At 60.0% G+C, this 25,316-nt stretch carries 27 protein-coding genes; 9 read left to right on the forward strand and 18 right to left on the reverse strand.

The genetic code is table 11. The annotated features are described in order from the left end of the window. Nucleotides 1-167: 167 nt before the first annotated feature. From DBAC_RS03995 to DBAC_RS04005, 3 genes are all read right to left on the reverse strand, one after another. Nucleotides 168-458 (reverse strand): hypothetical protein, encoded by a 291-nt coding sequence (locus DBAC_RS03995; RefSeq protein WP_015773001.1) that lies wholly within the window; start codon nucleotides 456-458, stop codon nucleotides 168-170. Nucleotides 459-720: 262 nt separating this feature from the next. Then, entirely contained in the window at nucleotides 721-1,566 is an 846-nt protein-coding gene (locus tag DBAC_RS04000) for a menaquinone biosynthetic enzyme MqnA/MqnD family protein (protein ID WP_015773002.1), read from the reverse strand. Between the two features lie 58 nt (nucleotides 1,567-1,624). After that, nucleotides 1,625-2,293 carry an adenylate kinase gene (locus DBAC_RS04005; RefSeq protein WP_015773003.1) on the reverse strand — a complete coding sequence of 223 codons (669 nt, stop codon included), beginning with the start codon at nucleotides 2,291-2,293 and terminating at the stop codon, nucleotides 1,625-1,627. 138 nt (nucleotides 2,294-2,431) lie between these two features. Here DBAC_RS04005 and DBAC_RS04010 point away from each other — a divergent pair, with 138 nt between their 5' ends. After that, on the forward strand, nucleotides 2,432-3,238 hold the full coding sequence (locus tag DBAC_RS04010; protein ID WP_015773004.1) for a hypothetical protein: 807 nt from the start codon (nucleotides 2,432-2,434) through the stop codon (nucleotides 3,236-3,238). 151 nt (nucleotides 3,239-3,389) lie between these two features. Then, nucleotides 3,390-3,671: a hypothetical protein gene (locus tag DBAC_RS04015; protein ID WP_015773005.1), complete on the forward strand. Its 282-nt coding sequence runs from the start codon at nucleotides 3,390-3,392 to the stop codon at nucleotides 3,669-3,671. A gap of 34 nt (nucleotides 3,672-3,705) precedes the next feature. On the opposite strand, the gene sbtM is transcribed toward DBAC_RS04015, so the two are convergent. The 11 genes from sbtM to DBAC_RS04065 form a co-directional block, all read right to left on the reverse strand. Then, nucleotides 3,706-5,319: a thio(seleno)oxazole modification radical SAM maturase SbtM gene (sbtM, locus tag DBAC_RS04020; RefSeq protein ID WP_015773006.1), complete on the reverse strand. Its 1,614-nt coding sequence runs from the start codon at nucleotides 5,317-5,319 to the stop codon at nucleotides 3,706-3,708. A 122-nt stretch (nucleotides 5,320-5,441) separates the two neighbouring features. Beyond that, nucleotides 5,442-5,693: an SbtA family thio(seleno)oxazole RiPP natural product precursor gene (gene sbtA / locus DBAC_RS19280; protein ID WP_074448727.1), complete on the reverse strand. Its 252-nt coding sequence runs from the start codon at nucleotides 5,691-5,693 to the stop codon at nucleotides 5,442-5,444. A 299-nt stretch (nucleotides 5,694-5,992) separates the two neighbouring features. Continuing rightward, complete coding sequence (locus DBAC_RS04025; protein ID WP_015773008.1) at nucleotides 5,993-6,775, reverse strand: ABC transporter permease; 783 nt, start codon at nucleotides 6,773-6,775, stop codon at nucleotides 5,993-5,995. Next, complete coding sequence (locus DBAC_RS04030) at nucleotides 6,772-7,635, reverse strand: ABC transporter permease (RefSeq protein ID WP_015773009.1); 864 nt, start codon at nucleotides 7,633-7,635, stop codon at nucleotides 6,772-6,774. Before DBAC_RS04030 ends, DBAC_RS04025 begins: the two co-directional genes overlap by 4 nt. A 12-nt stretch (nucleotides 7,636-7,647) precedes the next feature. After that, a complete protein-coding gene (locus DBAC_RS04035) occupies nucleotides 7,648-8,859 on the reverse strand; it encodes an ABC transporter substrate-binding protein (protein WP_015773010.1) in 1,212 nt (403 codons plus the stop codon). After that, nucleotides 8,850-9,827 (reverse strand): ABC transporter ATP-binding protein, encoded by a 978-nt coding sequence (locus tag DBAC_RS04040; protein ID WP_015773011.1) that lies wholly within the window; start codon nucleotides 9,825-9,827, stop codon nucleotides 8,850-8,852. The genes DBAC_RS04035 and DBAC_RS04040 overlap by 10 nt, the downstream gene beginning before the upstream one ends. Nucleotides 9,828-9,834: 7 nt before the next feature. Beyond that, nucleotides 9,835-10,950: an NAD(P)/FAD-dependent oxidoreductase gene (locus DBAC_RS04045; RefSeq protein ID WP_015773012.1), complete on the reverse strand. Its 1,116-nt coding sequence runs from the start codon at nucleotides 10,948-10,950 to the stop codon at nucleotides 9,835-9,837. Between the two features lie 131 nt (nucleotides 10,951-11,081). Beyond that, nucleotides 11,082-12,026, reverse strand: coding sequence for an NAD(+) diphosphatase (nudC, locus tag DBAC_RS04050; protein ID WP_015773013.1), 945 nt, complete (start codon nucleotides 12,024-12,026; stop codon nucleotides 11,082-11,084). Between the two features lie 54 nt (nucleotides 12,027-12,080). After that, the gene (locus DBAC_RS04055; protein WP_015773014.1) at nucleotides 12,081-12,971 is read right to left on the reverse strand and encodes a radical SAM/SPASM domain-containing protein; all 891 of its coding nucleotides are present in this window, start codon (nucleotides 12,969-12,971) and stop codon (nucleotides 12,081-12,083) included. 141 nt (nucleotides 12,972-13,112) lie between these two features. Next, the gene (locus DBAC_RS04060; protein ID WP_015773015.1) at nucleotides 13,113-13,544 is read right to left on the reverse strand and encodes an ACT domain-containing protein; all 432 of its coding nucleotides are present in this window, start codon (nucleotides 13,542-13,544) and stop codon (nucleotides 13,113-13,115) included. A 51-nt stretch (nucleotides 13,545-13,595) separates the two neighbouring features. Continuing rightward, nucleotides 13,596-14,897: a phenylacetate--CoA ligase family protein gene (locus DBAC_RS04065; RefSeq protein ID WP_015773016.1), complete on the reverse strand. Its 1,302-nt coding sequence runs from the start codon at nucleotides 14,895-14,897 to the stop codon at nucleotides 13,596-13,598. Between the two features lie 273 nt (nucleotides 14,898-15,170). Between DBAC_RS04065 and rsfS the strand changes: the two genes are divergently transcribed. Together rsfS and gpmI are read left to right on the forward strand one after the other, a co-directional pair. Further along, a complete protein-coding gene (gene rsfS, locus DBAC_RS04070) occupies nucleotides 15,171-15,533 on the forward strand; it encodes a ribosome silencing factor (protein WP_015773017.1) in 363 nt (120 codons plus the stop codon). Continuing rightward, nucleotides 15,530-17,062, forward strand: a complete 1,533-nt coding sequence (gene gpmI / locus DBAC_RS04075; RefSeq protein WP_015773018.1) for a 2,3-bisphosphoglycerate-independent phosphoglycerate mutase — start codon at nucleotides 15,530-15,532, stop codon at nucleotides 17,060-17,062. The genes rsfS and gpmI overlap by 4 nt, the downstream gene beginning before the upstream one ends. A gap of 478 nt (nucleotides 17,063-17,540) precedes the next feature. Here gpmI and DBAC_RS04080 read toward each other — a convergent pair whose 3' ends face one another. The 4 genes from DBAC_RS04080 to DBAC_RS04095 form a co-directional block, all read right to left on the reverse strand. Beyond that, complete coding sequence (locus DBAC_RS04080; RefSeq protein ID WP_015773019.1) at nucleotides 17,541-17,909, reverse strand: cupin domain-containing protein; 369 nt, start codon at nucleotides 17,907-17,909, stop codon at nucleotides 17,541-17,543. A 3-nt stretch (nucleotides 17,910-17,912) separates the two neighbouring features. Further along, on the reverse strand, nucleotides 17,913-18,632 hold the full coding sequence (locus DBAC_RS04085) for a CHAP domain-containing protein (RefSeq protein ID WP_015773020.1): 720 nt from the start codon (nucleotides 18,630-18,632) through the stop codon (nucleotides 17,913-17,915). Between the two features lie 148 nt (nucleotides 18,633-18,780). Beyond that, complete coding sequence (gene rbp / locus DBAC_RS04090) at nucleotides 18,781-19,038, reverse strand: RNA-binding regulator (protein ID WP_015773021.1); 258 nt, start codon at nucleotides 19,036-19,038, stop codon at nucleotides 18,781-18,783. Between the two features lie 320 nt (nucleotides 19,039-19,358). Then, complete coding sequence (locus DBAC_RS04095; protein WP_015773022.1) at nucleotides 19,359-20,258, reverse strand: DMT family transporter; 900 nt, start codon at nucleotides 20,256-20,258, stop codon at nucleotides 19,359-19,361. A 207-nt stretch (nucleotides 20,259-20,465) separates the two neighbouring features. Here DBAC_RS04095 and DBAC_RS04100 point away from each other — a divergent pair, with 207 nt between their 5' ends. The 5 genes from DBAC_RS04100 to ettA all read left to right on the forward strand — a co-directional run bounded on the left by DBAC_RS04100 (nucleotide 20,466) and on the right by ettA (nucleotide 25,207). Further along, nucleotides 20,466-21,209, forward strand: coding sequence for an ABC transporter substrate-binding protein (locus DBAC_RS04100; RefSeq protein ID WP_015773023.1), 744 nt, complete (start codon nucleotides 20,466-20,468; stop codon nucleotides 21,207-21,209). A 91-nt stretch (nucleotides 21,210-21,300) separates the two neighbouring features. Next, on the forward strand, nucleotides 21,301-21,969 hold the full coding sequence (locus tag DBAC_RS04105; RefSeq protein ID WP_015773024.1) for an amino acid ABC transporter permease: 669 nt from the start codon (nucleotides 21,301-21,303) through the stop codon (nucleotides 21,967-21,969). Continuing rightward, nucleotides 21,969-22,742, forward strand: a complete 774-nt coding sequence (locus DBAC_RS04110) for an amino acid ABC transporter ATP-binding protein (RefSeq protein WP_015773025.1) — start codon at nucleotides 21,969-21,971, stop codon at nucleotides 22,740-22,742. The genes DBAC_RS04105 and DBAC_RS04110 overlap by 1 nt, the downstream gene beginning before the upstream one ends. Beyond that, nucleotides 22,739-23,407 (forward strand): amino acid ABC transporter permease, encoded by a 669-nt coding sequence (locus DBAC_RS04115; RefSeq protein ID WP_015773026.1) that lies wholly within the window; start codon nucleotides 22,739-22,741, stop codon nucleotides 23,405-23,407. Before DBAC_RS04110 ends, DBAC_RS04115 begins: the two co-directional genes overlap by 4 nt. 117 nt (nucleotides 23,408-23,524) lie before the next feature. Then, nucleotides 23,525-25,207: an energy-dependent translational throttle protein EttA gene (gene ettA, locus DBAC_RS04120; RefSeq protein ID WP_015773027.1), complete on the forward strand. Its 1,683-nt coding sequence runs from the start codon at nucleotides 23,525-23,527 to the stop codon at nucleotides 25,205-25,207. Nucleotides 25,208-25,316: the final 109 nt, after the last annotated feature.

Raw genomic sequence — 25,316 nt, forward strand, 5'->3', positions numbered from 1 at the left:
TTGGCCACGGGTATTGCGTCAAAAGGGGCGTCCATGCCCTGTATGAGGTATCGGACGATTGGCGAAAAACTTGAATATCGGGCGCAAAAGAATGCAAAAGGCCCCGGATGCAGGCATCCGGGGCCGGATTGCGGGGATTCCCCGCAATGAGCGTCATGTTCCATGCCTCATCCCAGATCATCAAGGATGGTGCCCCGGCCCGTATAGGTGGGCATGAGCACATCCTTTTGAAATGAGTATGAGTCCTGATTCCTGTTCTGATGACGGTGAGTGTTTGCGTTCATGGTGTCGAGCGTCTTGGTGACCACGGCCGCCCCGAATGTTTCCTTGTCAAAGGGCTGGGCATTCGAGGCGCTGCCGCCGTTCATGTAGTCGAGGGTCTTCCCGACCACGGCGGCTCCGAAGGCCTGCTTTGCGTAGCCCCGGGAATTGCCCCCGGAGATCCCATCTATGTCCATAACTCCTCCCTTTATTTCAGAACATGACGCCTGATCAAATCTATCGGTAGAAATACATGAAAACTTGAGGTCGGGAAAGGGGAGAGTGAAAAGGGGTGGATGCCTGCTGACCGCAAAGTCCCTGCTGGACCTTGGCCCTGAGGCGGCTGATAAGAAATAGTCAGGGAGATTTCGAGCAGAATTCGGACAGGGACTCCTGCTCATTCACGAACGTTCCGTCCACCGCAGAGTCATCGCCGCGAAGCCGGGAATCTCTCTTGTTTCAGCCCGTGAACCAGCGCAGTCCCGGCATGCCGGGCAAGAGGCCCTGGCGGGTGCAGTGTTCGCCGAAGAGGGCGAGCCCGGCCTGTTCCCGGGGGCCCAAGCCGTAGCCCATGGCCCGCCAGTAACGCAGCAGGTCCGGGCTGGTCAGCCAGTCGGGTCGGTCGGGCAGGCGGGACAGGGTTTCGAAATGGCTGTCCAGTTCGGCGGTTATGTCCCCGATATGTTTCTGCAGGAGGGCCAGAAGTGCGCGGGTGGAAGCAGGCAGGCCCCGGCGCACGATCCAGACCGCGAAGACAAAGGGCAGCCCGGTCCAGGTCGACCACTCGGTGGCCAGATCGTAAATGTGGTAGCCTGCGGGCGGATGCACGAAATGGCGCAGGGCCAGGTTGCCGATCTCAAGGAACGGCCGCCCTCTGGCCAGGCCAGCGCCGGGTTCGACCTCCTGCCACTGCGTTTCGGGCAGCCCCCATTTTTGGGACCAGAGAACTTTCAAGAGGGCCGTGGACGTGGCCGAGGCCCCGGTCAGGCAGACCGGGCCGGGATGGCGGGCCAGCCATGCGGGCAATTCGTCCAGGGGGGCCGGGGAAAGAAAGAGGACGCTTTGGACTTCGGCCTGCGCGCAGATGGAGGCGCCGGGCAGCAGTTCATAGCGCTCGGCATGGAGCAGATACTCGAACGAAGAGGACGGGGAAATGTCCAGTCCGCCTGTGGCCAGGGCATCGTTCAGCTGGCTGGGGTGGCCGGGCTGATAATGAAAATCGGGACCTTCCGGGCACATGTCCGCCAAGAGTTGGAAGATATGCCACATGTTGAGATAGTCGATTCTGCCGATTTGAAGTGTCATGATGCATAAAAAAGGCGGGGTCGTCCCCGCCTTGATGGTCTTGAGATGAACGCCTGGCTTACAGCTGAGCCATGAGGGTGGCGCGGATGTCGTCGATGGAGCCTTCGCCGTCAAGTTCAATGTACTTGAAGCCGAACTCCTTGGACAGGTTCTTGTAATAGTAGGATGCCGCCAAGGTGCCGGTGGTGGCGTCGTAGTAGATGTTGTGGCGCTTGTCGATGGCATCTTCGTCCTGGTCGTCGGCGCGGGCGGTGAGCTCGCCGCCGCAGACGCGGCATACATCGCCGTTGGGCTTGATGGCGTCGATGAAGATGTTGTTGGGGTGGTTGTTGTCGTTCTTGCAGAGGCGGCGACCCATGATGCGGTTCTTGGCCACTTCGCGGGGCAGGAGGATTTCAATGACGAAGTCCAGCTTAACGCCGTCGGCCTGCAGTGCTTCCCACAACTTCTGGGCCTGCACGATGGAGCGGGGGAAGCCGTCCAGCAGCCAGCCGTTGGGGCTGGAATTCTTCAGTACGTCGAGAACCATGGGGATGGTGATGTCGTCAGGAACGAGTTCGCCACGATCGATGAAAGCCTTGGCCTTCATACCCAGTTCCGTGCCGCCGCCGATGTGCTTGCGGAAAATCGCACCGGACTCGATGTGGTCCAGATCGTACTTCTTCTTCGCCAGGGAGCCCTGGGTTCCCTTGCCGCTGCCGTTGGGTCCGAAAATCAGAATATTCAAGGCGTAAACCTCCTGTAAAAAATTTCACAAAATACTATAGCCAGCCCTTGAGGCTGTCAATGAAAGATCGGAAGCGTGCTTGTCAGGACTCATCGGCGTGCGTAGAGTCTGTATATATTCGTAGCTAACGGGGGACGCATGGGACTTTTGGATGAATGGGGAGACGCTTTGGTGGAAGAGGGGCTGCGCGAGGCGGCGGACACTTTTTTCGGGGCCAGGACGGCTCTTGATGAAGAGATCGCTTTTTTCGAGTCTCAGGTCGCCAGGCTCAAGACCCAGGCTGAGGACATCCGCTCCTGGTTCGCGGGACTCAATTGCCTGCTTGGGTCCGAGTCTGGAACTCGGCTTGTTTTTGATTCCCTGGGCGTTACCCTTGACGATCCTGCTCTCTACACGCACCAGGTTTGCAGCCTGCAATTCCGCAGGCCGCGCAGCTTCACCCGCAAGGGCCTTTTTGCCAAAACCGTGTGGGAAATCTACGAACCTCTGGCGCGTATGATCGAATCCTACATGCACGGGACCCCCTATTCCGACTCGCTTCATCCCGGCCGGGTCATGATAACCGTAAACCACGACCATCTGCGCAAGTTCTGCGACGAGATCAACACCCGCATTGCAAGCGTCAACGAATCCAACCGCCCGTCCGAATCCCTGGCATTTGCCAAACGCATGGATCAGACCCAGATGTTCAAGGAGTCCGTGACCGGCGGCGGAGGGCAGGCCTGGACCCTGGATCGCGATCTGGCATACGTGCCCATGGTGTTCGAGGACTTCGGTCTGCCCGCGTTTCCGGATCTGCCTCTGGACTCCAAATCCCGCGCGGTGCTCGAAGAATGCTGCGCGAAGATTTTCAGCACTCGGCGAGACCATGTGGACGCCATCCTGGACGAAGTCTTCGACCCGCAGGATAAGACGGTCTGCGTGCTTGACCGGAGCGGTCAGTAGTCCGGGACGGTCCCTGATCATTTTGTTCAGCATCGCCCTGTGTAACCCGTAAAATTTGGTCCGTAATTGTGTTTTCGTCTAAAGTCTGACAAGTGATGCTATGACTTGTGATTCTTTTAACTGTTCGGACCGCGAAATAGAGGAGGCGGCAATGCAGGTGAAAGCGAGCGAACTCTTGGCGAGGATCAGGGAAATGTATCCGGAGATCGAGAAGAACGGCATCCAGACATCGTGTTTTTACGACGAAAAGACCGAAGCTTGGTTGGTGGAATTCACGCACGACGAACACTCCCTGGAAACCCATCTGGACAAGAAGGATGTCGAGGACTGTCTGGCCGGGAAAAAATGCATTCACATGGGTGTTCAGATCGGTCGATTCGTGGAAAGCTATTGTCTCAAAGATGACGTCTGCCCGACCGGCATCCAAAAATAATTTAGCGTCTGGTTTTTTGAGGCGTCGGCGTGATTCATGAGGCTGGCGTGGCGGGAGACTGGGGCAGAAGGATTGGTCCAGGGCAAAATGGGTCGCGATCCTTGGCGATGTCCAGGCCCAGGCCTGAAACTACCGCCGGGCAACCGCCGCATGTCGCCACGATGGCGCATTCCCGGCAGGCTTCGCTTCGGGTGCGGTAGCTGACGGCTGCTTGCCCGTCGTAAATTTCGCCAAGAGACGCGGCGGCAATGTTTCCGATAAGTGAAGGGAATTTTCGGCAGGCATGCACTTCTCCGTCCGGAAGCAAGGCCATGAAATTAAAAGCCGCTCCACAGCCGAATCCGGTGCAGCCCCCGAAGAGTGGTTGTCCTGTGGCGGCCAGATGCGCGTTGAGCATGTTGTCCTTGAAAGATAAGACACTGAGTCGTGAGGCGGACTCGCAATACCGTGCCGCAAAGTCTTGAAATTCAGCGGGACTTGGCAGGGCAAGAGCCGCTCCTCTTCCCACCGGGGAGAGCCGGTTGAAGGCCAGACCCCAGACTTTCACTTCCAATAATTCCGCCAAGGGCAGCACCTGGTTCATGTTATCCCGCGTCAGAGTAAGCATGATCTGTCCTTGGACATGGACAGCCCGCAGTATCTCAAGAAAGTTCATGACGCGCTGGAAATGCCCGTGGCCACGGATGGAATCGTTGTGTGCGGGCAATCCTTCCAGGCTGACCTGAAAGTATTCCGGCCGGGCGATTTTTAAGATCGAGTCCATCGTTTCCCTGGTGGTCGGATTCCCGAGGATGGCCACGGCGAAACCCTTCCGGGCTGCACGTTCGTAGACTTCCAGAAATCCGGGGTAGAGCAGGGGATTTCCTCCGGAAAAACTTATCTGGCCGCGAACGTGTCGATCCCGGCAAAAGGAATGGAAATCATCGATCACATCCAAAGCTTTGTCCACGGCCATATTCGCTCGGGCGCTGCGGTCGTAGCAATGACGGCAAAACAGGTCGCAATCCTGGGTGATATGCCACTGCAGGGTGAAGACTTCCGCGCTGAGATGTTCTTCCGGGATGGAAAGGCTGTCGGAAAAATCCTGGCGTTTGCGTCGTATGAGTGATGCGGGAGAAAGGAGAATGCCTTTGTCGACGGCTTTTCCGAGAAGAATGTCGACAAGGCCGGGCGTAACGTTGGCTTCTGTTTCCGCGCTCGAGGGATCCACCCCGTCTGTGATAATTTTGATTGCGGCGAGATCTTCAGGCTTTGCCACGGCAACAGTAACTTTTTGCATGCCTCTATTTTTCCACACCATGATCATTTCTTGACCATGCACCGGACATCTCTCTGTGCTCAGTCCGTGAATAACGTCAACACATCCCGAAGTATGCAGCACGCATAATTCAAGGCTCGGATTCACAATAATGCCATCAGCCGGTCCTGGCTGGTCAACCGTCTTCGACGCGACCTTCTCCATTGCAAGTTCCAAAGCACAGATGTCCGGGAGAAAAAAAGGGGCCAAGCCTTCCCGCGAAATCTCCGCAATAGCCGTGAGGAGCGTTCCTGCACTCTTGCTGTGGGCTGCCTCAAGATTTGAGAGTGTTTCCGCATCGAGAAATGATGCTGTCACTGGATAAAGCGTATGCAGTGCCGCTTGGTTCATGGTCTTTCCTGTTCTGTGAATAGTGCCAGCAGAGTTTCCGGGCTAACTGGTTTATTTGGATTTCATCAATAAATGACAGGGGGAGCCATGCAGCTCCCCCTTATTTTCCAAGTGATACGGTGTTACTGTTTTTTGGGTGTATCGGTGCTCCCGGCACCGGTTTTTGCTCCACCACCGCAGCCACTTCCACCGGGAACGGTTTTCGTGGAATTTCCGTCCGATTCATTTCCATCACTGCCACCGGCAGCGGGTTTTGAACTCCCACCTCAGCCACTCCCGGAAGCCACTGCGTTGACCACGCCTGCCGAGGCACTGGCCAAGAGTGCCGCAAGGCAGCAACCGGCCAGAACTTTTTTCAAATCATTTGCGTCCATTTTCCCTCCTTTGTGAACAATAGCTCACGGTTGGCATTGCAAACACCGATGACTCTTGAGGAGTTTTATAGATAACAGCTATCCGAACTGCGCCAGAAGCGTCAACACTTGGTACAAAATAGAGTTGAAAAGAGCATCTTCTAGCTGACTTTTCCTGTTTTACTGATAATTATGAGCTTGTTAGCAGTTTTTATCAAGAAAATGAGAACTGGCGGGTTCGTTCACGGAAATTTGGCAAGCGCTCAACCCTTTTTTAAGGTCAGGGCTGATCTGTGAGGGTGACCTGCTTGCACAACCGCCTACCGCATCCACCGCTTGCGGTGGTACCTGTACAGTCCCAGTTCCAGCACGATGAAGAGGACGATGGGCACGGCCAGGAAGACCAGGGTGATAAGCGCCCCGAGGCCGCGGTTGGAGGACGTTATGAGCGGGAAGAGATAGCCCGTGAAGGACGCGACGCTTCCGCCTCCGATCAGGAAGACCAGGAAATATTCGGAAAACGCCACCAGAAAGACCACGCTCGCGCCCGCCGCCATGGCCGGGAGGAGCTGCGGCATCTCCACTTCCAGAAAGACTCGCCATTTCGACGCGCCCAGGTTGCGGGCGCAGACTGCGTACTCGCGGCCCATGAGGGTGTAGCCCGTGGTCAGGGCGCGCAGCATGTACGGGTAGCTGATCATGGACAGGACCAGGATCACGCCGGGCGTGGTGTCGGCCAGGCCGATCTTGATGAAGATGAAGTGCAGGCCCATGGAAAAGGTCATGGCCGGAACCAGGGCCGGGAGCAGGAGCAGGCCTTCGAGCAGGTTTTTGCCGGGGAATGAACGGAAGGCCAGCACCTGTGCGGGCAGGATGGTCATGGCCAGGGTCACGGCCACGGTCGTCAGCGAATAGCCGAGCGAGCTGGCCAGCGCCGTCAGAAACGGTTCCGGGCGGGCTGCGAGGAAGCGAAATCCGTCAAAAGTCAGCTCCGGCCAGAGATCCGGAAAGCGCCAGCCCGGCGCACCGGCCTGCAGGATCAGCACGACGACCGGCAGCAGGAAGAGAAGCGCCAGAACGATGATGGTCGGCGCGTGTTTCACAGTTTGCGCCTCCAGCCGTCGAGGTAGGCGGCGAAGCGGTTGTAGAGCATGGCGAAGAGGGCGGCGAAGACGAACATGAGCGTCAGGATGGCCATGGCTTGGGGGCGCTGGCTCAGGTCGCGCTGGAAGAAGATGTCGAACACCCTGATGGAGAGCATACCGGGGTGCGACTCCCCGAGCACGAAGGGGATGTCGAAGGAGCCGAAGGCGTACAGGAAAAGGATGATGAAGGCGCTGTGCATGGCCGGCAAGAGGCGCGGCAGGGTCACGGACCAGAAGGTGCGTAAGGGGCCGGCCCCGAGCATGCGCGCGGTCTGGATCAGCCGGATGTCGAAGCCGAAGAGCACGGCACCGATCAGGAGCAGGGCGAAGGGCACGCCCTTGAGCAGAAAGGCCAGGATCATGCCCAGGCCGCTGCCGGTGTGCAGGATGCTGGGAAATTCCTCCGGCGAGGAGATGATCCCTGTCTGGAAGAGAACCGAGGCCACAAGGCCGGTCCGGCTGAGCAGCAGCAGGACCAGGAAGGCCACCGCCACGTGGGGCAGGATGAGCCCGACTTTCGAAACCACACCCACCCTGCGCAGGCCGGGCGGCATGCGCCATAGTGCCAGTGCCAGGACGGTGCCGCCCAGGACCGAGCCCGCCGCCGAAAAAAAGGCCACGGACAGGGACAGACCAAGAGATTGCCGTATGCCCTGATCCTGAATCAGGGTCTGGTAGTGTTCAAGAGTGCCTTCCCCTGATCCCAGCGGCAGGAAAAGGCCCAGGCTCTGGGCCAGGGTCAGGGCCAGACCCGCGCAGAAGAGGGCGCAGTAGGGCAGCAGCAGGGGGAGAAGACCGTGGACGATCCCGCGTTTCATGAGCAATGCCTGCTAGTGCCCGAGGATGATCGTGTCCCAGTCCCGCTCCAGAAGTTCCAGATATTCGGAAGCGATCTCCGGCACGGCGACCGCCGACAGCGCATCCGCGCCGAGGGTGGCCGCGCCCAGGTCCACCGCGTCGAAGGCCTGGCGCTGCGCCTCGTCCAGCTTCCCGATCTCCAGGGCGGGCAGGTCGCCCCAGTTTTCGGGCTTGAACTTGGAGAGCTGGGCTTCGGGGCTCATCAGGAAATTGGCCAGGACCATGGCTCCGGCCTTGTTCGGGGCGTTGAAGGGAATGGCCGTGAAGTGGGTGTTGAAGATGGCCCCCTCGGCCAGGACAAAGGTCTTCGCCGTGTCCGGATAGGTCTTTTCCAGGATTTTCATCTGGGCGTGGGCCGGGTGATAGGACATGGCCATGTCGATCTCGCCGCGTGCAAACAGGGTGTCCAGGGCGGCAGCGTCTTTGGGATAGGTCCGGCCTTCCTGCCACAGATAGGGTCCAAGCTCACTGAGCCAGGCAAAGGTGAGGGGAGCGTTTTTGGCGTAGAGGTCGGGGTTGAAGCCGTCCATATATTGTTCGTGGCCGCCGGTGGTGGCGTAGAAGATCTGGCGCAGAAAGGCCGAGCCCGTGAAGTCCGGTGGCTGCGGGTAGGTGAAACGTCCCGGATTGGCCCTGATCCAGTCCGCAAGCTCGGCCAGCGTGGCCGGCGGGGTGGGCGTGCGCTCCGTGTCGTACTCGAACACGAACTGGGCCCGGCCATAGGGCGCTTCAAACCCGTTCACGGGGAAACCGAAATCATGGGCCGATTTCTGCGGGTCGTACCAGGCCGTGAAATTGGGCAGCCTGTCCGTGAAGGGGCCGAAAAGCACCCCGGCCTGCATGGAGTTCTTGAAGTTTTCGCCGTTGATCCACAAGAGGTCCATGGTCCCCGTGTCCTTGCCCGCGACCTTTTCGGTCAAGAGCTTGTTGACGAAGACCGGCGCGTCCATGGGCACGCGCACCACGTTTATGTCGAACAGGCGTTTCATTTCCCCGGCCACATAGGTGTCGACCCACTGGTTGATCTGGGCGCTGCCGCCCCACATGTGCCAGCGCACCTCCGTGCCGCGCGCGAGGTTTTCCAGACTCGCGTAGTCCTGCCGGAGCACGGACTCCTCGGTCGGAGCCTCGGAACACCCGGCGGTCAGGGCCAGGAAGAGGGAGAGAAAAAATATTACGCGCATGAATCCTCCGGGAAAGAGTCGCCCATGATCGGCGGATATTGGTTTGAGACGTGGACGCGCACCCTGTCGCCGGGCTGGGCCATGGGTTCCAGGGCGTAGATCACAAGCTCCTGATCCAGGACGCGCACGGTGTAGGAGAGATAGTGGCCCGCGAAGTGCGCGGCGGTGACGGTGCCGGGTCCGTCCGCATCCCTTTGCAGGCGCAGGGCTTCCGGTCGCAGCCAGCAGGTTGCAAGGCCCAGGTGCCGGGCCAGGGAATGGCCGATGGTGTTGACCGGACCCAGAAAGCGGGCCGTGTCCATGTCCACGGGCCGCCGGTAGACCTCCAGCGGCGGAGCGAATTGCCGCAACCTGCCCCCGAGCATGACCCCGATGCGGTCGGACATGGCCAGGGCCTCCTGCAGATCATGGGTCACGCAGATCGTGGTGATGCCGAAAGCGCGCTGGGTGGAGCGGATGAAGAGGGCCGTCTCCATTTTCAGGTTTCGGTCCAGGTTGGCGAAGGGCTCGTCCAGGAGCAGCAAGGATGGTTCCAGGACCATGGCCCGGGCGATGGCCACACGCTGCTTCTGCCCGCCCGAGAGCTGTGCCGGGTAGGCGCCGGCCCGGTCCTCAAGGTGAAAATAGCCAAGCAAAGGCATGACCTTGTCCCGGATGGCGGCCTTGGACAGTCCGCGCGTTTTCAGGCCGAAGGCGATGTTCTGGAACACCGTCATGTTCGGGAAGAGCACGTAGTCCTGAAAGACGAGGATGGCCTGTGGCTTTTCCCCTCCGCCCAGATGTCCGACCGTTCCGCTGTCTGGGGCCTGCAGCCCCGCGATGATATGCAGCAGTGTGGTCTTGCCTGCGCCCGAGGGGCCGACCAGGGAGACGAGGCTGCCCCGTTCCACGTCGAAGCTCACGCCTTCAAAGACCGTGTCCGTGCCGAAACGTTTGCCCAGGGCCTTTACCCGTAGCAGGACATCCATGGGTCCGTCAGCGTCCAAGAGCCTGGAAATGACGCATGAAGCGGCGATCGATGTAGTCTTTAAGTAAAAATCCCAGCCAGTTGCAGAAGATGAATCCCCCTTTGCTGAAGATGGCCGTGTCGTCGCCCATGTTGAACAGAAGCAGATATTTTCCGCCGGGATCGAAGCGCTGCATCCTGGTCCCGTTCAAGGCGGCGCGCACGTTGCGCAGCAGGACCGGGTTTTCGCGCACCGCATAGACGCCGACCTTGTCCAGGGCTTTGGGCTCGAAGTCGATGCAGTCGCCGCCGCCGAAAATTTCGGGGTGCTCCACGCTTTGCAACCATTCGTTGACCAGGAGCCCGCCCGTGATGCCGGTGGGCAGCCCGGAGTCGGCGAAGATGCGCGAGGGCCTCACACCCGTGGCCACGAAGATGAGGTCGGGGTGGTGGTGCTTTTGGCCCTGGACGATGACGCCATTACTGATTTCGTCCACATAGCCGTCTTCGTTGATCTCGATGTTCTGGCGGGCAAAGGATTCGCGGGCCAGTTTTCCGATTTTTTCCGGAAAGCGGCCAAGCAGTTTCCGGCCGGCGAAAAGGGTGATGCGCGGCTCGTGCCGCCCTTTGAGTTTGGCCAGCTTGCGCACGTTGCCGGCGATTTCAAGGGCGGCCGGACCGCCTCCGACCACGGCCACATGAGGCCGGGTGCGCGTGGCGCAAAGCGAGATCACGGCCCGCTGCGCCTCCTGCAGGCGTTCGATGGGCTTGACCGTGAACACGTTCGAGGTGTCGCCGTGGATAGTGTCGAAGGGGATGAAGCTGCCCGCGTTGCAGGACAGCACATCGTAGTCCATGATCTGGCCGGAAGCCAGGGTGACCTGGCGTTGGTCGGCGTTTATGCGCACGACTTTGTCCCGTACGAAGCTCCCGCCCATGCCCTCGACCACATGGCGGGTCGCGAAACGGATTTCGGCCGGGGTGTAGGTCGTGCCGAGCATGCCCGGCCCCATGCCGGAGTAGTAGTGGTAATCGGAGGGCTGGACGACGGTGACTTCGTGTCCTTCCCGGATCAGATCGCGCATGTGGGCCAGGATGGTCATATGTGCATGGCCGCCGCCGGCCAGAAGCAGTTTCTTACCCATGGTCTTCTCCCGTGGTGATATTTCGGAACAGGCAGGTCGCTTGCCCATGTTTAACCATAATCCCTAGGCGGATGCAATGATCTGACGGGGTTTCCCCTGCCGTTATCGGGCGCGAAGATGAGGGCCGCGCTTCAATCCCGGACTGACTCGCCAGGCGAGTACCAGGCGTCGAAGAGCTGGCGGGCGATGGTCTCGGTAGAGGGCAGGGCGAACTCTCCCGAGGCCAACAAGGCCGGGATTTTATGGCGGGCAAACCAGCGGGCGTCCTCGAGTTCGGTTTTATCGATATGAATATCCGTGGTCGTGGCGCGGGCATGAAAGCCGAGCATGAGCGATCCGGAAAACGGCCAGGGCTGGGAGGAAAAATAGCGCACATCGCAAATCTTTATGCCGGTTTCCTCCATGACCTCGCGCAGGACCGCGTCCTCGGCGCTTTCGCCTGGCTCCACATAGCCGGAGAGGGCCGAATAGACCCGGGGTTTCCAGGTGCTCTGGCGGCCGAGCAGGCATTTGTCGCCATGGATGCCCGCGTGGTGCACCAGCACGATCATGGCCGGATTGACGCGCGGGAAATGCTGCGCGCCGCACTGGGGGTTTGTGCAGGTCTGCGCCAGGGAGCCGGGCCTGATCGCGGTCGGGTGGCCGCAAAGACTGCAGAAACGCGCCAGGCTGTGCCAGCCCGCGACGGCGCGGGCGTAACCGAGCAGGGCGGCCATCTGATTAGGCAGCGCCGCCGCGTGCTGACGCAGCGGCACGAAGACGCCCAGGCTGCCCAGACACTGCGTAGTGCTCGCCGGCAGTCGCTCGATGTTGATGGCGAAGTAACGGCTGCTCCCGTCTTCGCCCAGCAGCATGGCCTGCAGGTGTCCCTGGTCGCATTCTCCCAGCATTTGCGCGGCGAGCAGCAGCGGTTCATTCCGGGCCGCGTCGAAAAGGATTTCGTCTCCCCTGACCACGACATAGAGGGCGCGGCCCGAGGTCAGGCCCCAGTCCGGCGCGTCGGGGCAGGGCAAGGGTTTGCGGTTCAGGATCAGCCCGGCAAAGGTGTTGAGGGCAGAGCGGGAGTAATTATCCATGAGGCACTCGGATGGGCGGCTTTGTGTTCGGCGCGGGTTGTGCGCGGGGCGTGTTCAGCGTTGTGCCCTGCTTTTGAACCTGCGGCAATAGGTGCAGTGGCGGCAGACCTCCTCCACCAACTGCCCGGCCGCGAACCCTGCGGCCATGGCGCGGGCTCTGGGCGAATCCAGGATGTCGGCCAGGGGGGCGTCATGGAGATTGCCGAGCGCGATGCTGCCGTCCGCGTCCAGGCAGCACGGGCAGACCGTGCCGTCGGCCAGGATGGCGCAGTGCGTGGACAGGGCGTGGCAGAAACCGTGTTCACGCTTCTGCGTGGTCAGGTCGCCCGGCCAGTCAAAGATCGTATCCAGGTGCAGATAGGCGCGGCCCGCGAGCCTGGCGCTCTTGCGTCCCGGCGGGAGGTGCGGAGTTTCGCAGCCAAGGCTTGCCGCGATGCGTGCCAGTACCGCCGAGTTGAAATCGCTGCGCGCGGGAGCGTGAAGGTTGTTCAGGGTCCAGAGACGAAAATTGATGTAGAGTTCGGGCCGCAGGCTGAGCGCCTGTCTGCTGAACTCCAGGATCGCCTCCAGGGTGTCGTGATCGAGGCCATCGACCCGGCGCAGGGACTGCATGGAGAAGTTGATCTGCCGCAGAGCCCGGTTTTGCAGCAGGCCCGATTTTTCGGGCAGCAGGGTGGCGTTGGTGGTCAGGTTGACCTGTATCCCGGCGTTCGCGCACAGGTCCATGATTGTCCCGAAATGCGGATGCAGGAGCGGTTCGCCGAGAACGTGCAGGCAGACCTGCCCTGTCAGCGGGGCGATCTGCCGCAGGACCTGCTCGAAAAAGGCCGGATCCATGCTCGCGGGGCGCCGCGTGGTTCCGGCGCAGAAATCGCAGCGCAGGTTGCAGATGTTTGTGATCTCCACATAGACCCGCTGGAAACGCAAGGCAGGATCGTTGGTCATATGGTCCTTCGGCTCCACCCGGATGACGGGGATTTGCGGCTGTACGCGCCACTCCTTCGGGACAAAAAAGCCCCCGTCGCGAAACGGGGGCCAGGAGTGACGGCATGAACCCGCCCAGCTTTGGGCGCGGCGCGGTTGTCTTTACAGGGTGTAGAGTTCGTCTCCCGAAAGGATGCGCACGCTGTTCTTCTGCAGCACTTCGATGGCCTGGTCCGTGCGGTCGAAGCGGAAGATGAGGATGGCGTTGCGTCCGCTTTGGGTCACGAAGGCGTACATGTACTCCACGTTTACGCCGCCGGCGTTGAGCATCTCCAGGATGGTGTGCAGCCCGCCGGGACGGTCGCCCACCTCGGCGGCCACGACGTTGGTGCGGCCTACGGTGAACCCCTTGGCTTTGAGAACTTCCTTGGCCTTTTCGTTGTCGGTCACGATGAGGCGTAGGATGCCGAAATCGGAGGTGTCGGCCAGGGACAGGGCGCGGATATTGATCTGGTTTTCGGCCAGGGTCTTGGTCACTTCGGCCAGGCGGCCGGCTCTGTTTTCCAGAAAAACGGAAATCTGTTCAACTTTCATGATTCCTCCCGGTCTGGGGTGGGGGCGCGGGATTGGCGCCAGCCCTCTTGTTTACGAGTTGCGCAGGTCGATGATGCGCTTGGCCTTCCCCTCGGAGCGTTCAATGCTCTGCGGTTCGGACAGGGTCACCTTGGCGGTGACGCCCAGGAATTCCTTGATATTTTTTTGTATCTTGGCTTCGATACGCTGTAAATGCCTGATCTCGTCCGAGAAGAGTTTTTCGTCCACTTCCACCTTAACCTCAAGCATATCGAGGCTGCCCTGGCGGGTCAGGATGAGCTGGTAATGCGGGGCCACGCCCTGGGTTTCAAGCAGGATGGTCTCGATCTGCTGCGGGAACACGTTCACGCCGCGAATGATGAGCATGTCGTCGCTGCGGCCCTGGATGCGGGAGATGCGCCGGTGCGTGCGGCCGCAGCGGCAGGGGATGGCCTCGATGCGCGTGATGTCGCGGGTGCGGTAACGGATGAGCGGTTGGGCTTCCTTGGTGATGGTGGTGATGACCAGTTCGCCGGATTCGCCCAGGGGGAGCTGCTCGCCCGTTTCAGGGTCGATGATCTCGATGAGGAAATGGTCTTCCCAGATGTGCAGCCCGTCCTGGGCGTCGCAGCACTCCATGCCCACGCCCGGACCCATGATCTCGGACAGGCCGTAGATGTCGAGGGCTTTGATCTGGAGCTTCGATTCGATCTCCGAGCGCATCTTTTCGCTCCAGGGTTCGGCCCCGAAGATGCCCGTGTGCAGCTTCAGGTCTTCGATGCTCATGCCCGCCGCGAGGATGGATTCGTACAGAAAGAGGGCGTAGGACGGGGTGCTGCACAGGATGGTCGAGCCGAAGTCGCGCATGAGCATGACCTGGCGCCGAGTGCCGCCGCCGGAGATGGGCAGGATGGTCGCGCCCAGGCGCTCCACGCCGTAATGCATGCCGAGGCCCCCGGTGAAGAGGCCGTAGCCGTAGGCATTGTGCACGATGTCGCGGCGGCTGGCTCCCGCGCACATGAGCGAACGGGCCATCAGCTCGGCCCAGGTATTCACGTCGCGCTGGGTGTAACCGACCACGGTGGCCTTGCCCGTGGTGCCGGAGGAGGCGTGCACGCGCACGACGTTGTCGCGGGGCACGGCGAAGAGGCCGAAGGGGTAGTTGTTGCGCAGGTCCTGTTTCTCGGTGAAGGGCAGGTACTTGAGGTCGTCCAGGGAGCGGATCTGCTCCGGCCGGATGTCCATCTCGTTGAACCTGTTCTGGTAGAACGGTACGTTGTAATAGACTTTTTCAACCATGGCCTTGAGCCGCGTGAGCTGCAGGGCCTCCAGTTCTTCCCGGGGCATGGTTTCGTTGGAAACGTCGTAAAGCATGGTTCGACCTCCAGGTAAAAAAATAAAAAAAGCCGCGAACAAGGGGCTGTTCACGGCAGTTGAATCATTCGCGCGGTTGGCGCTACACCGTGGCCCCTTCTAAGGGGCTTCTAAATATCGGGAAAAGGGCTGAATCGATAATATACTGCATTGCAGATCTATGCCTTGACCCGTCGCATTCGTCAAGGTTTGCCTCATTGCCCTGCATGGAGAATTGACGTAGAAAATATGAGTTTGAGCGATAAAATAGCATATGGAGTGTAAGCGAACCTTATGGAAGAAAAGATTGAACAGATAGTGACCTGGCTTTCGGACAAGAAGGGAACCAACATCAAGGCCCTTGACGTGCGGGGGTTTTCTCCGCTGACCGAGACCATGATATTTGTCACGGCCAGATCGGCCAAGCATGCCCAGTCCCTGGCGGACGAGGTCATGCAGAAGCTGGCGGAAAAGAAATGGGAGTTTTTCGGCGTCGAGGGCATGCAGGCCGGCCAGTGGGTGCTGGTCGATTGCAACGACGTCATCGTGCATGTTTTCCAGGACGAGATGCGTTCCATGTATAATGTCGAGGGGCTCTACTCCAAGGCAGAGGCCATGGAATTGCCGGCAAGCGTCACGGCCGGGGAAGGAAAATGAAAAAGCCCTGCGTGCTGCTCATCCTCGACGGCTGGGGCAAAGCCGCTCCAGGCCCGGGCAACGCGGTCAGCCTGGCCCATACCCCGCGCATGGACGCCCTGCTCTTTGGTCGCCCCAAAGGGGAACTCAAGTGCATGGGCCGGGACGTGGGTCTGCCTGACGGCCAGATGGGCAACTCCGAGGTCGGCCACCTGAACCTCGGAGCCGGGCGCATCGTCTACCAGGACATCATGCGTATCAATCTGGCCATCGAGGACGGTTCCCTGGCCGTCAATCCGGTGCTGGCCGATCTTGCAGCCAAGACCAAAAAAGCCTCCGGCCGGGTGCATCTCATGGGCCTGGTCTCCGACGGCGGGGTACACAGCATGCAGAGCCATCTCGTGGCTCTGATTCAGGCCTTGAGTAATCAGGGCGTTGCGGACATCTGCGTGCACGCCTTTCTGGATGGCCGGGACACCCCGCCGCGCAGCGGACTGGGCTACATCGAGGAACTGGAGGTCGATCTGGCCCGCATGGGTGCGGGACGCATCGCCACGGTCTCGGGGCGCTACTACGCCATGGACCGCGATCAGCGTTGGGAGCGGGTCGAACTGGCCTATGCGGCCCTGACCGAAGGGCGGGGCCTGCCGGCGGCGAGCGCCGCCGAGGCTGTGAGAGACGCCTACGCGAGCGGCGAGAACGACGAGTTTGTCAAACCGCGCGTGGTGATCGCTGACGGTCAGCCTTTGGGCCTGATCCGGGACGGCGACGCCGTGCTCTTTTTCAATTTCCGGGCGGACCGGGCGCGCGAACTGACCAGAGCGCTGACCGAGGACGAGTTCACCGGTTTTAGCCGGCCGCGAAAACCCATCGTGTCGGCCTTCGCGACCATGACCCGCTACGACAAGAATCTTGACCTGCCCGCACTTTTTCCGCCCGTCAGCCTAGACCGCATCCTGGGCCAGCTTGTTTCAGAGCGGGGCATGCGCCAGTTGCGCACGGCGGAAACGGAAAAATACGCCCATGTGACCTATTTTTTCAACGGCGGCCAGGAAACGCCTTTTCCCGGCGAAGACCGCGAGCTGCTGCCCTCGCCCAAGGATGTGCCCACCTACGACTTCAAGCCGGAGATGAGCGTGTACAAGGTCACGGACACTCTCGTCGGCGCTCTGGAATCGGGAGAATATGATCTGGTGGTGTGTAATTTCGCCAACCTGGACATGGTCGGCCATACCGGAGTCATCCCGGCGGCGGTCAAGGCCTGCGAAGCCGTGGACCAGTGCCTGGGGCGGGTCATGGACTGCGTGGCACGGCTGGGCGGCACGCTCCTGGTCACGGCGGACCACGGTAACGCCGAAGACATGCTGGACGAGCAGGGCAACGTGAAGACCTCCCACAGTTTGAATCCTGTGCCTTTCGTCTACGTCGGACCGGGAAACTTCAGGGTGCGCGACGGTCGCCTGGCCGACGTGGCGCCGACCATCCTGGGTATTCTGGGGATTGAGAAGCCTGCGGAGATGACCGGGGAGAGCCTGTTGCTGCCGCTCTGATCTGGAATTGCGTGTAAGAACAAGCCCTGCAAAACGGGAAGCGAACCGCCGGGAAACCGGCGGTTTTTTTTGGGGAAAAGGCGCGGTTTTTGTTTGTTTGGAGTGGAGGGGCGGGTCGGTCCGGGCAGGCCGCTTCGAAACTCCCTCGCGGGCCTCGTAGGGCTGAATCGTTGCGTGCAGGACGTGAATGGGGTGCAATGCGAGCGGCAACGATTCCGCCAACGATGCCTGGCTCGGTCAAACAGTCGAATCGGCCTGCCCGGACCGACCCGCCCCTCCATGGCACTTTGGTGGAGCTTAAAGATCCGCCAAAAGCCACTCAAACTCCCCTCCTGCCAAGGAGGGGTGCCCGAAGGGCGGGGTGGTTGCTTCTTCAGAAGGTAGGGGTTCTGCGAAATATCAATGAAGAAATGGTATTGGAGTTGGGTCATCCCCGCGAAGGCGGGGAGCTTTCTCATTTTTTTTCAGTAGCTTTCTCTCACTCTTCCAGGGCGATGTAGTTTTTCGGGTCAAAGCGCGGGGTGCAGACGGCCAGGAAGATGAGGTCGAAGGCGCCGGTGCAGGTGATGCGCTGTCTGCACCCGGCAGGAATGACGACCACGTCGCCGGGGGCAACGTCTTGCGGCGGCAGGTCGCCGATTTCCACCAACCCCGTACCTTCAAGGATCACGTAGCGCTCCAGCGTATCGCGCAGGGCGTGCCAGGCCGTGGTGCGCCCCGGTTCGACCCGGGCGCGGGCCAGGGACGCGGCCGGGTCATGGTCGCCGTTGGAGAGTTCGGTGATGAAACACCCTTCCCGGAAGTAGTATTCGCTCTGTGGAGCGTGCTTCAGAATGCATGGCTGCATGGCTCACCTCAATATGAAGCCGCTGATTTTGAGGTCTTTGGCCCAGGTTTTCCATGGCCCGCTCAGGAAGCTGGCGGTCATGGTCTTGGGGTTGAACAAAACTTTCGCGTCAAGGTCCAGGTGGCATTTGCGGTCAAAGTTGGTGTGACTGAAGCGCAGGGTCCAGGTGCCGTCGGCGTTGGGGCAGGCTTCTTCCACGTAGCCAAGGTGGCCGGTGGGCATCTTGCGGCGCGTGTTGACGCCAATGACCATGATGGATCCGGCCTTGGGGATGGACGTGGTGGCTTTGCTCTTGCGCGCGCACTCGAACCATTCCACGGGGCCGGTGTCGCCCAGGCGGCAGGTCATGATGCCGCTGCGGCAGCGGGCGTAGGGCACGCATTGCGGCTGGCAGCGGCCGGTCACGGTCTTGCCCTTTGAATTTTTGGCCGTCTTGCCGGGCTGGAGCTTGAAGCAATCCGCACGGTCCTGGTCGGAACTCACTGTCTCGCATTCACGACAAGGGGGCGCTTCGGCGGACTCAGGCTTGGGCTGGGGTTTGGCCTGCGGCGTCACGGACGGTTTGGGGATTTTCGCAGCCGGCGGAGCTTGGGGGATATTCTTCACGCTGTCGCCGTGCATCCGGGCGGGTTGCGAAGGCTGGGGGACGGTCTTTGCGCAGCCAAAGAGCATCGACAGGAAAAAGACGAGGAAAAGCGGAACCGCTTTGGCGGAAAAAGGCATCGGAAACTCCTGAGGCGGGGGTGTGATTGTCGGGCCTGATTATGCGCAAGGCAGAACCGCGTCAATCGGGTTCCGGTCAGGTTCCGGGAGGATTTTGGACAAAAAAAAGCCCGTCGGTGACGGGCTTCCTCATGATCGAACAGTCCGCTTAGTAGCGGGGGCGGCTCTCACGGGGCTGAGATTCGTTGACTTTCAGGGTGCGGCCCTGAAGATCGGTGCCGTTCACTGCCTGGATGGCCTTGCGGGCGCCTTCGTCATCCATCTCGACAAAACCGAAACCGCGGGAGCGGCCGGTGGCGCGATCTTCGATGACGTGAGCAGAGGTGACTTCGCCGTACTGGGAAAACAGGGACTTCAGGTCGGCATCGGTGGTCGACCAGGACAGATTTCCAACATAGATGTTCATAGACTAGACTATAACTCCGAAAAAAAAAGGTAAGAAAAATGCGGATATTTCGGCTGGAAACAGCTACCAGCTGGTCCGCACCAGCGCCACGTTCACTTCCCATGAAATGGCATGACGCTTCAAGACTGTTTGATTAGTTAGTAGTGAGCTGTTCGCCTGTCAATATTTTTTTAGGATTGCAACGTGTGTGGCCGGACTCAAAGAGGGCCCATGATTGAACCCCGGGTCATTCCGGGCGGGTGCGAAGGGAGAAAAGGCTGAAGCAAACGCGGCCCTTGCGTGCGCAAAAAGAATCGCCGGGAAGGGAACTCTTTGTTTTTTCAGCTTGATTCGTGTGCATCCGCGAATTTTTGCACCACGGTGCCGACCAGGATGAAGGCCAACCCGACCAGGGTGGAAGCGTAGATGGTCTCGCCAACCAGGAAATGAATTATGAAGAGCGACAAAAACGGAGCCAGATAAATCAGGTTGCTGACCTGCGCCGTAGTCCGCGACAGGCGCAGGGCCGACATCCAGAGTACGAAGGTCACGCCCATCTCGAAGACGCCGATATAGACCGCGCCCAGAAACCCCGGTCCGTTGGGGATCAGCGAAATGCCGGACAGGAGCGCCCACGCCCCGGTGTAGATCGTACCGCAGCAGAAATTGAGCAGCAGGCGCAAGGTCGGGTCCAGGGTATCCCTGACTCCGAAAATCCAGAACAGGGCCCAGATCACCGTGCTGCCCATGGCCAGGGCAAAGCCCAAGGGGCTTTCCATCTCAAATCCCAGCAGGTCGCCGTGGGTGGAGATGATGAGCGCTCCGAGATAACCGAGGCCCATGGCCAGAATCTGCAGGCCGCGCAGGCGCTGCCCAAGGAGCGGTATGGCCAAGAGGCTCATGGTGATGGCCCAGGTGTAGTTGATGGCCTGGGCTTCCTGGGCGCGGAGCAGGTCGTAGGCGCGGATCAGCACGAGGTAGTAGAGGAAGGGGTTGAGGCCGCCCAGGAACAGCGAGAAGCGGGCTTTCTTGAATGTCAGCCGTGACAGTTCTCCCATCCTTCCCTGGAGGACCAGGATCAGGAGCAGGACCAGCACCGAGGTCAGACTGGCGTAGAAGAGCAGCGGCTCCGGCCCGAGGTGGCGTAGCGACAGCTTGAAGGCCGTGGCCACGGTCGACCACAGGCAGACCGCTGCAAGTCCGCAAATATACGCTTTCTTCTGGTTCTTCTGCATTTCCATGGGGGCCGGTGATGTGTTGCGGTTTTTGAAAAATGAATATACCGGTGTACATGTCACAATGCTGCAAATCATTCGGCATTTGGAAGTGTTGTGCCGCACAATGAACTGGTTTTGACCCACTTGAAAAAACAGGTCGGTCTGGGCGGTTCATGGTTACTTGTGGGGGAACCTGAATTTTTGTCAAACGTTTTCATGAGGATGAACAACATGCTGAAACGCGCTGCTTTTGTGATCGCCTGCCTCCTGTGCATGGCTGCCGGTCCGGCCCTGGCCGAGGAAAAAGTCCTGTTGAACGGCATCGACGCCAACTATCCTCCGTTCGCCTACGTCGATCAGAGCGGCAAGCCCAGCGGCTTCGACGTGGACGCGGTGGACTGGATCGCGGCCAAGATGGGCTTCAAGGTCAAGCACGTGCCCGTGGACTGGGATGGCATCATTCCCAACCTGCTGGCCAAGAAGATCGACTTCATCTGCTCCGGCATGACCATCACCGCCGAGCGTTCCGAAAAGGTCAACTTCACCGCACCCTACTGGGAAGTGAAGAACGTGTTCGTGACCAAGAAGGATTCCGCGCTCAAGGCGGAGGAAATCTATGGCAAGGAAGTGACCGTGGGCATGCAGGCCGGCACCTCCGAAGCCAAGTGGATGGCCGACGAGAAGGAAAAGCAGGGCTGGAAGTTCACCATCAAGCTGTATGATTCCGCTCCCATGGCCATCGAAGACCTGGTCAACGGCCGCCTTGATGCCGCCGCCATGAACTATCCCCCGGCCCGCGACGCCGAGAAGAAACGCCCCGTGCAGATCGTCGGCATTTTCGGCGAGGTCGAGCCTTTTGGCGCTGCCGTGCGCAAGGAAGACAAGGAACTGCTCGACACGCTGAACAAGGGCTTCGAACTGCTCAAAGCCGATCCCTACTGGGAAGAGCTCATCGCCAAGCACCTGAACAAGTAGTCCGACCGTTTTTTGAAACCTCGGGAAGGCCTGGCAATGCCCCGGCCTTCCCGTTTTTTTGCCAAGCCACGCCAAGGATTCAGCCCTGATCATGAACGAAACCGTCACCGTCCTGCTGGACGCCATGCCATATGTGCTGCAGGGCGCGACCGTCACTGTGATCGCAGTGGTCGGCGCAATGTTTTTGGGCCTTTTTATCGGCGTGCCTCTGGCCGTGGGGCAGGTTTACGGCCCGTGGGCGGTGCGGACGTTGTGCGGCCTTTACGTATGGTTTTTTCGCGGCGTGCCGATTCTGGTACTGCTTTTTCTTTTCTACTTCGGGCTCTTCAACCTTGTGGGGCTCAATCTGAACGCAGTGGCGGCGGCCATCATCGTGCTCGGCATGACCAGCGGAGCCTATCAGTCACAAATTTTTCGCGGCTCCATCCTGTCCCTGTCCAAAGGCCAGCTGAAAGCGGCTCGGGCCCTTGGCATGTCGGACGGCCTGGCCATCCGTTCCATCATCCTGCCGCAGGCCTTGCGCCTGTCCATCCCCGGCTGGTCCAACGAGTATTCCATCATATTGAAGGATTCGGCCCTGGCCTTTGTGCTCGGGGCGAGCGAGATCATGGCGCGGACGCACTTCGTGGCTTCGCGGACCTATCAGCACCTGCCTATGTACGTCAGCGCGGCAGTGCTTTATTTCTTATTGACCTGGGCCGGGGTCATTGCCCTGCGCGCCCTTGAAAAACGTTTCAGAATAAAGGGTTATGTGCATTAATGGTGAATACGAACACAAGAAATCCGCTCATGCGGGTGCAGGGCATCTCCAAGGTTCTGGGCGGGCGCGAGATACTCAAATCCGTGAGTCTTGATCTTTATGAAGGCGAAATGAAGGTGCTCATCGGTCCCTCGGGGGGCGGCAAGAGTACGCTCTTGCAATGCATGAACTATCTTATCGTGCCCGACCGGGGCGAAATCGAGCTGGACGGCAGGCGCGTGGATCCGCGCAAAGCGCGCGAGCTGTGCGAATTTCGTCAGCAGGTGGGCATGATCTTCCAGGATTTCAATCTTTTCGACCACCTGACCGCCTCGGAAAACGTCAGCATCGCCCTGCGCAAGGTCAAGGGCATGAGCCGCGCCCGGGCCAAGGCCCGTGCCAAGGCCGAGCTGGAGCGCGTCGGCCTGGCCGACAAGGGGCATCTCTATCCGGCGGAGTTGTCCGGCGGGCAGAAGCAGCGCGTGTCCATCGCCCGCGCCCTGGCCATGGATCCCAAGGTCATGCTGCTGGACGAGCCGACCTCGGCCCTGGATCCGGAATTGGTCAGCGAGGTGCTGACCGTCATTCGCGGGCTGGCCCAGAACGGCATGACCATGGTCATGGCCACGCACCAGATGGGGTTCACCCGCTCCCTGGCCGACGAGGTGCTTTTCATGCAGGAAGGCAGGATCATCGAGCAGGGCAGCCCCAAGGATCTTTTGGCCGAGGGGTCGGGCACCCGCACCCTTGATTTCTGCTCCCAGATTCTCGATGTCGAGGGCGCCTGCGCATGAACGAGGAGTTCATCTTTCTGCTGGAGCGCCTGGTGCCCGCACTGAACAAGGGGGTGCTGGTCAGCCTGCAACTCATCGTGCCTTCGGCCATTCTGGGCATTTTTTTCGGAGTGGTGGTGGGCGCGTGTCGGGCTTTCGGCGGCGGCGTGCTGCGCGCCCTGGCCAACGGTTACGCCGCGCTTTTCCGGGGTACGCCGCTGGTCATCCAGCTTTTCATCCTCTATTTCGGCCTGCCGAACGTGGGTATCTATTTTCAGCCCTACACGGCGGCCGTGCTCGGCTTCACCCTGTGCAGCGCGGCCTACCATTCGGAGTACATCCGCGGCGGGCTGCTTTCCATCAAGCGTGGTCAGGTGCTGGCGGCCCAGGCGCTTGGTTTCTCAACCTTCACGACCCTGATCTGGATCATCATCCCCCAGGCCTTTCGCCGGGCGTTGCCCGGTTGCGGGAACGAGATCGTGTATCTGATCAAGTATTCGTCCCTGGCCTACGTCATCACCTGCTTCGAGCTGACCGGCCAGGCCAAGATCGTGGCCAGCGAAAGCTTTCGCTTCAGCGAGGTCTTCATGGTCGTGGGCGTCTATTATCTGATTCTGGTCAGCGTGGCTTCCTATGGTCTGCGCAGGCTGGAAAAGAGACTGGAAATTCCCGGCTTCGGCCATTAGTCTGCCTCACGTCCCGGCGTCATTTCTCGCGGTCGGCCTTTGTCGACCGCTTCCGTTCCCGGCCCGTGCATGGCCGGGAAGAAAGCATACAATCTATCCATATTCGAGGTTATTATCATGAGCGACGAACCAAATAAGATTATCTATTCCATGCTGAAGGTGTCCCGGTTTTACGACAAGAAGCCGGTCATAAAAGACATCTCCCTGTCCTTTTTCTACGGAGCCAAGATCGGCGTGCTGGGTCTGAACGGCTCGGGCAAGAGCTCGCTCCTCAAGATCATGGCCGGCGTGGACAAGGAGTACAACGGGCAGATAGTCATCTCCCCCGGCTATTCCGTGGGCTACCTGGAGCAGGAACCGAAGCTGGATCCGGAGCGGACCGTGCGCGAGATCGTGCAGGAGGCGGTGCAGGAAACCGTCGACCTCATGCAGGAGTTCGAAGACATCAACGCCAAGTTCGCAGAGCCCATGAGCGACGACGAGATGGACGCGCTCATCGCCCGTCAGGCCGACGTGCAGGAAAAGCTCGACGCTCAGGACGCCTGGGAACTTGATTCCAAACTGGAAATGGCCATGGAGGCTCTGCGCTGCCCGGAACCCGAGACAAAGATCGGCGTTTTGTCCGGCGGCGAGAAGCGCCGCGTGGCCCTGTGCCGCCTGCTGCTGCAAAAGCCCGACATCCTGCTGCTGGACGAACCCACCAACCATCTCGACGCCGAGACCATCGCCTGGCTTGAGCATCACCTCCAGCAGTACCAGGGCACCATCATCGCCGTGACCCATGACCGTTATTTCCTGGACAACGTCGCAGGCTGGATTCTGGAACTGGACCGTGGCGTGGGCATCCCGTGGAAGGGCAACTATTCGTCCTGGCTCGAGCAGAAGCAGAACCGCCTGGCCCAGGAGGAAAAGGAGGAGAGCGCCCGCCAGCGAACCCTGAAGCACGAGCTTGAGTGGATCAACATGTCTCCCAAGGGCCGTCATGCCAAGGCCAAGGCCAGAATTTCGTCCTACGAGAACCTGCTCAACCAGGAGACCAAAGACAAGATCAAGACGCTGGAACTCTTCATTCCTTCAGGTCCGCGTCTGGGCGACGTGGTCATCGAAGCCGATCATGTGAAGAAGGCGTACGAGGACAAGCTGCTCATCGAAGACATGAGCTTTGCCCTGCCTCCGGGCGGCATTGTCGGCGTCATCGGTCCCAACGGCGCGGGCAAGACCACGCTTTTTCGCATGATCTCCGGCCAGGAGAAGCCCGACAGCGGGGAGATCCGTCTCGGTCAGACCGTGAAGCTGGCCCATGTGGAGCAGGACCGCGATGTGCTGGACCCGAAGAAATCCGTCTGGGAAATGGTTTCCGGCGGCTACGACACCATCAATATCGGAGGCCGCGACATCAATTCGAGGGCCTATGTCAGCAAGTTCAACTTTGCCGGGCCGGATCAGCAGAAGACCGTCGGCATGCTCTCCGGCGGCGAGCGCAACCGTCTGCACTTGGCGCTGATGCTCAAAAAAGAGGCCAACGTACTGCTCCTCGACGAACCGACCAACGACCTGGACGTGAACACCATGCGCGCCCTGGAAGAGGCTCTGGAGAATTTTGCCGGATGCGCGGTGGTCATTTCCCATGATCGCTGGTTCTTGGACCGCATCGCGACCCACATCCTGGCCTTCGAGGGCGACAGCCAGGTGGTCTGGTTCGAGGGCAACTATTCGGAATATGAGAAGGATCTGAAGCGCCGCACCGGAAACACCCTGACGGTGCCGCGCCGCATCCGCTACCGTCAGTTGACTCGCTAGCATGACGTGATGAACCCGGCCCGGAATAATTCGGCCCGGGTTCTTTTCAATTGTGGCGGGTAGTGGTACTTATGTGAACCAGTGATGGCATACTCAATTTTGTCCATGA

The organism is Desulfomicrobium baculatum DSM 4028, from assembly GCF_000023225.1.
In the GTDB taxonomy this organism is placed as follows: domain Bacteria; phylum Desulfobacterota; class Desulfovibrionia; order Desulfovibrionales; family Desulfomicrobiaceae; genus Desulfomicrobium; species Desulfomicrobium baculatum.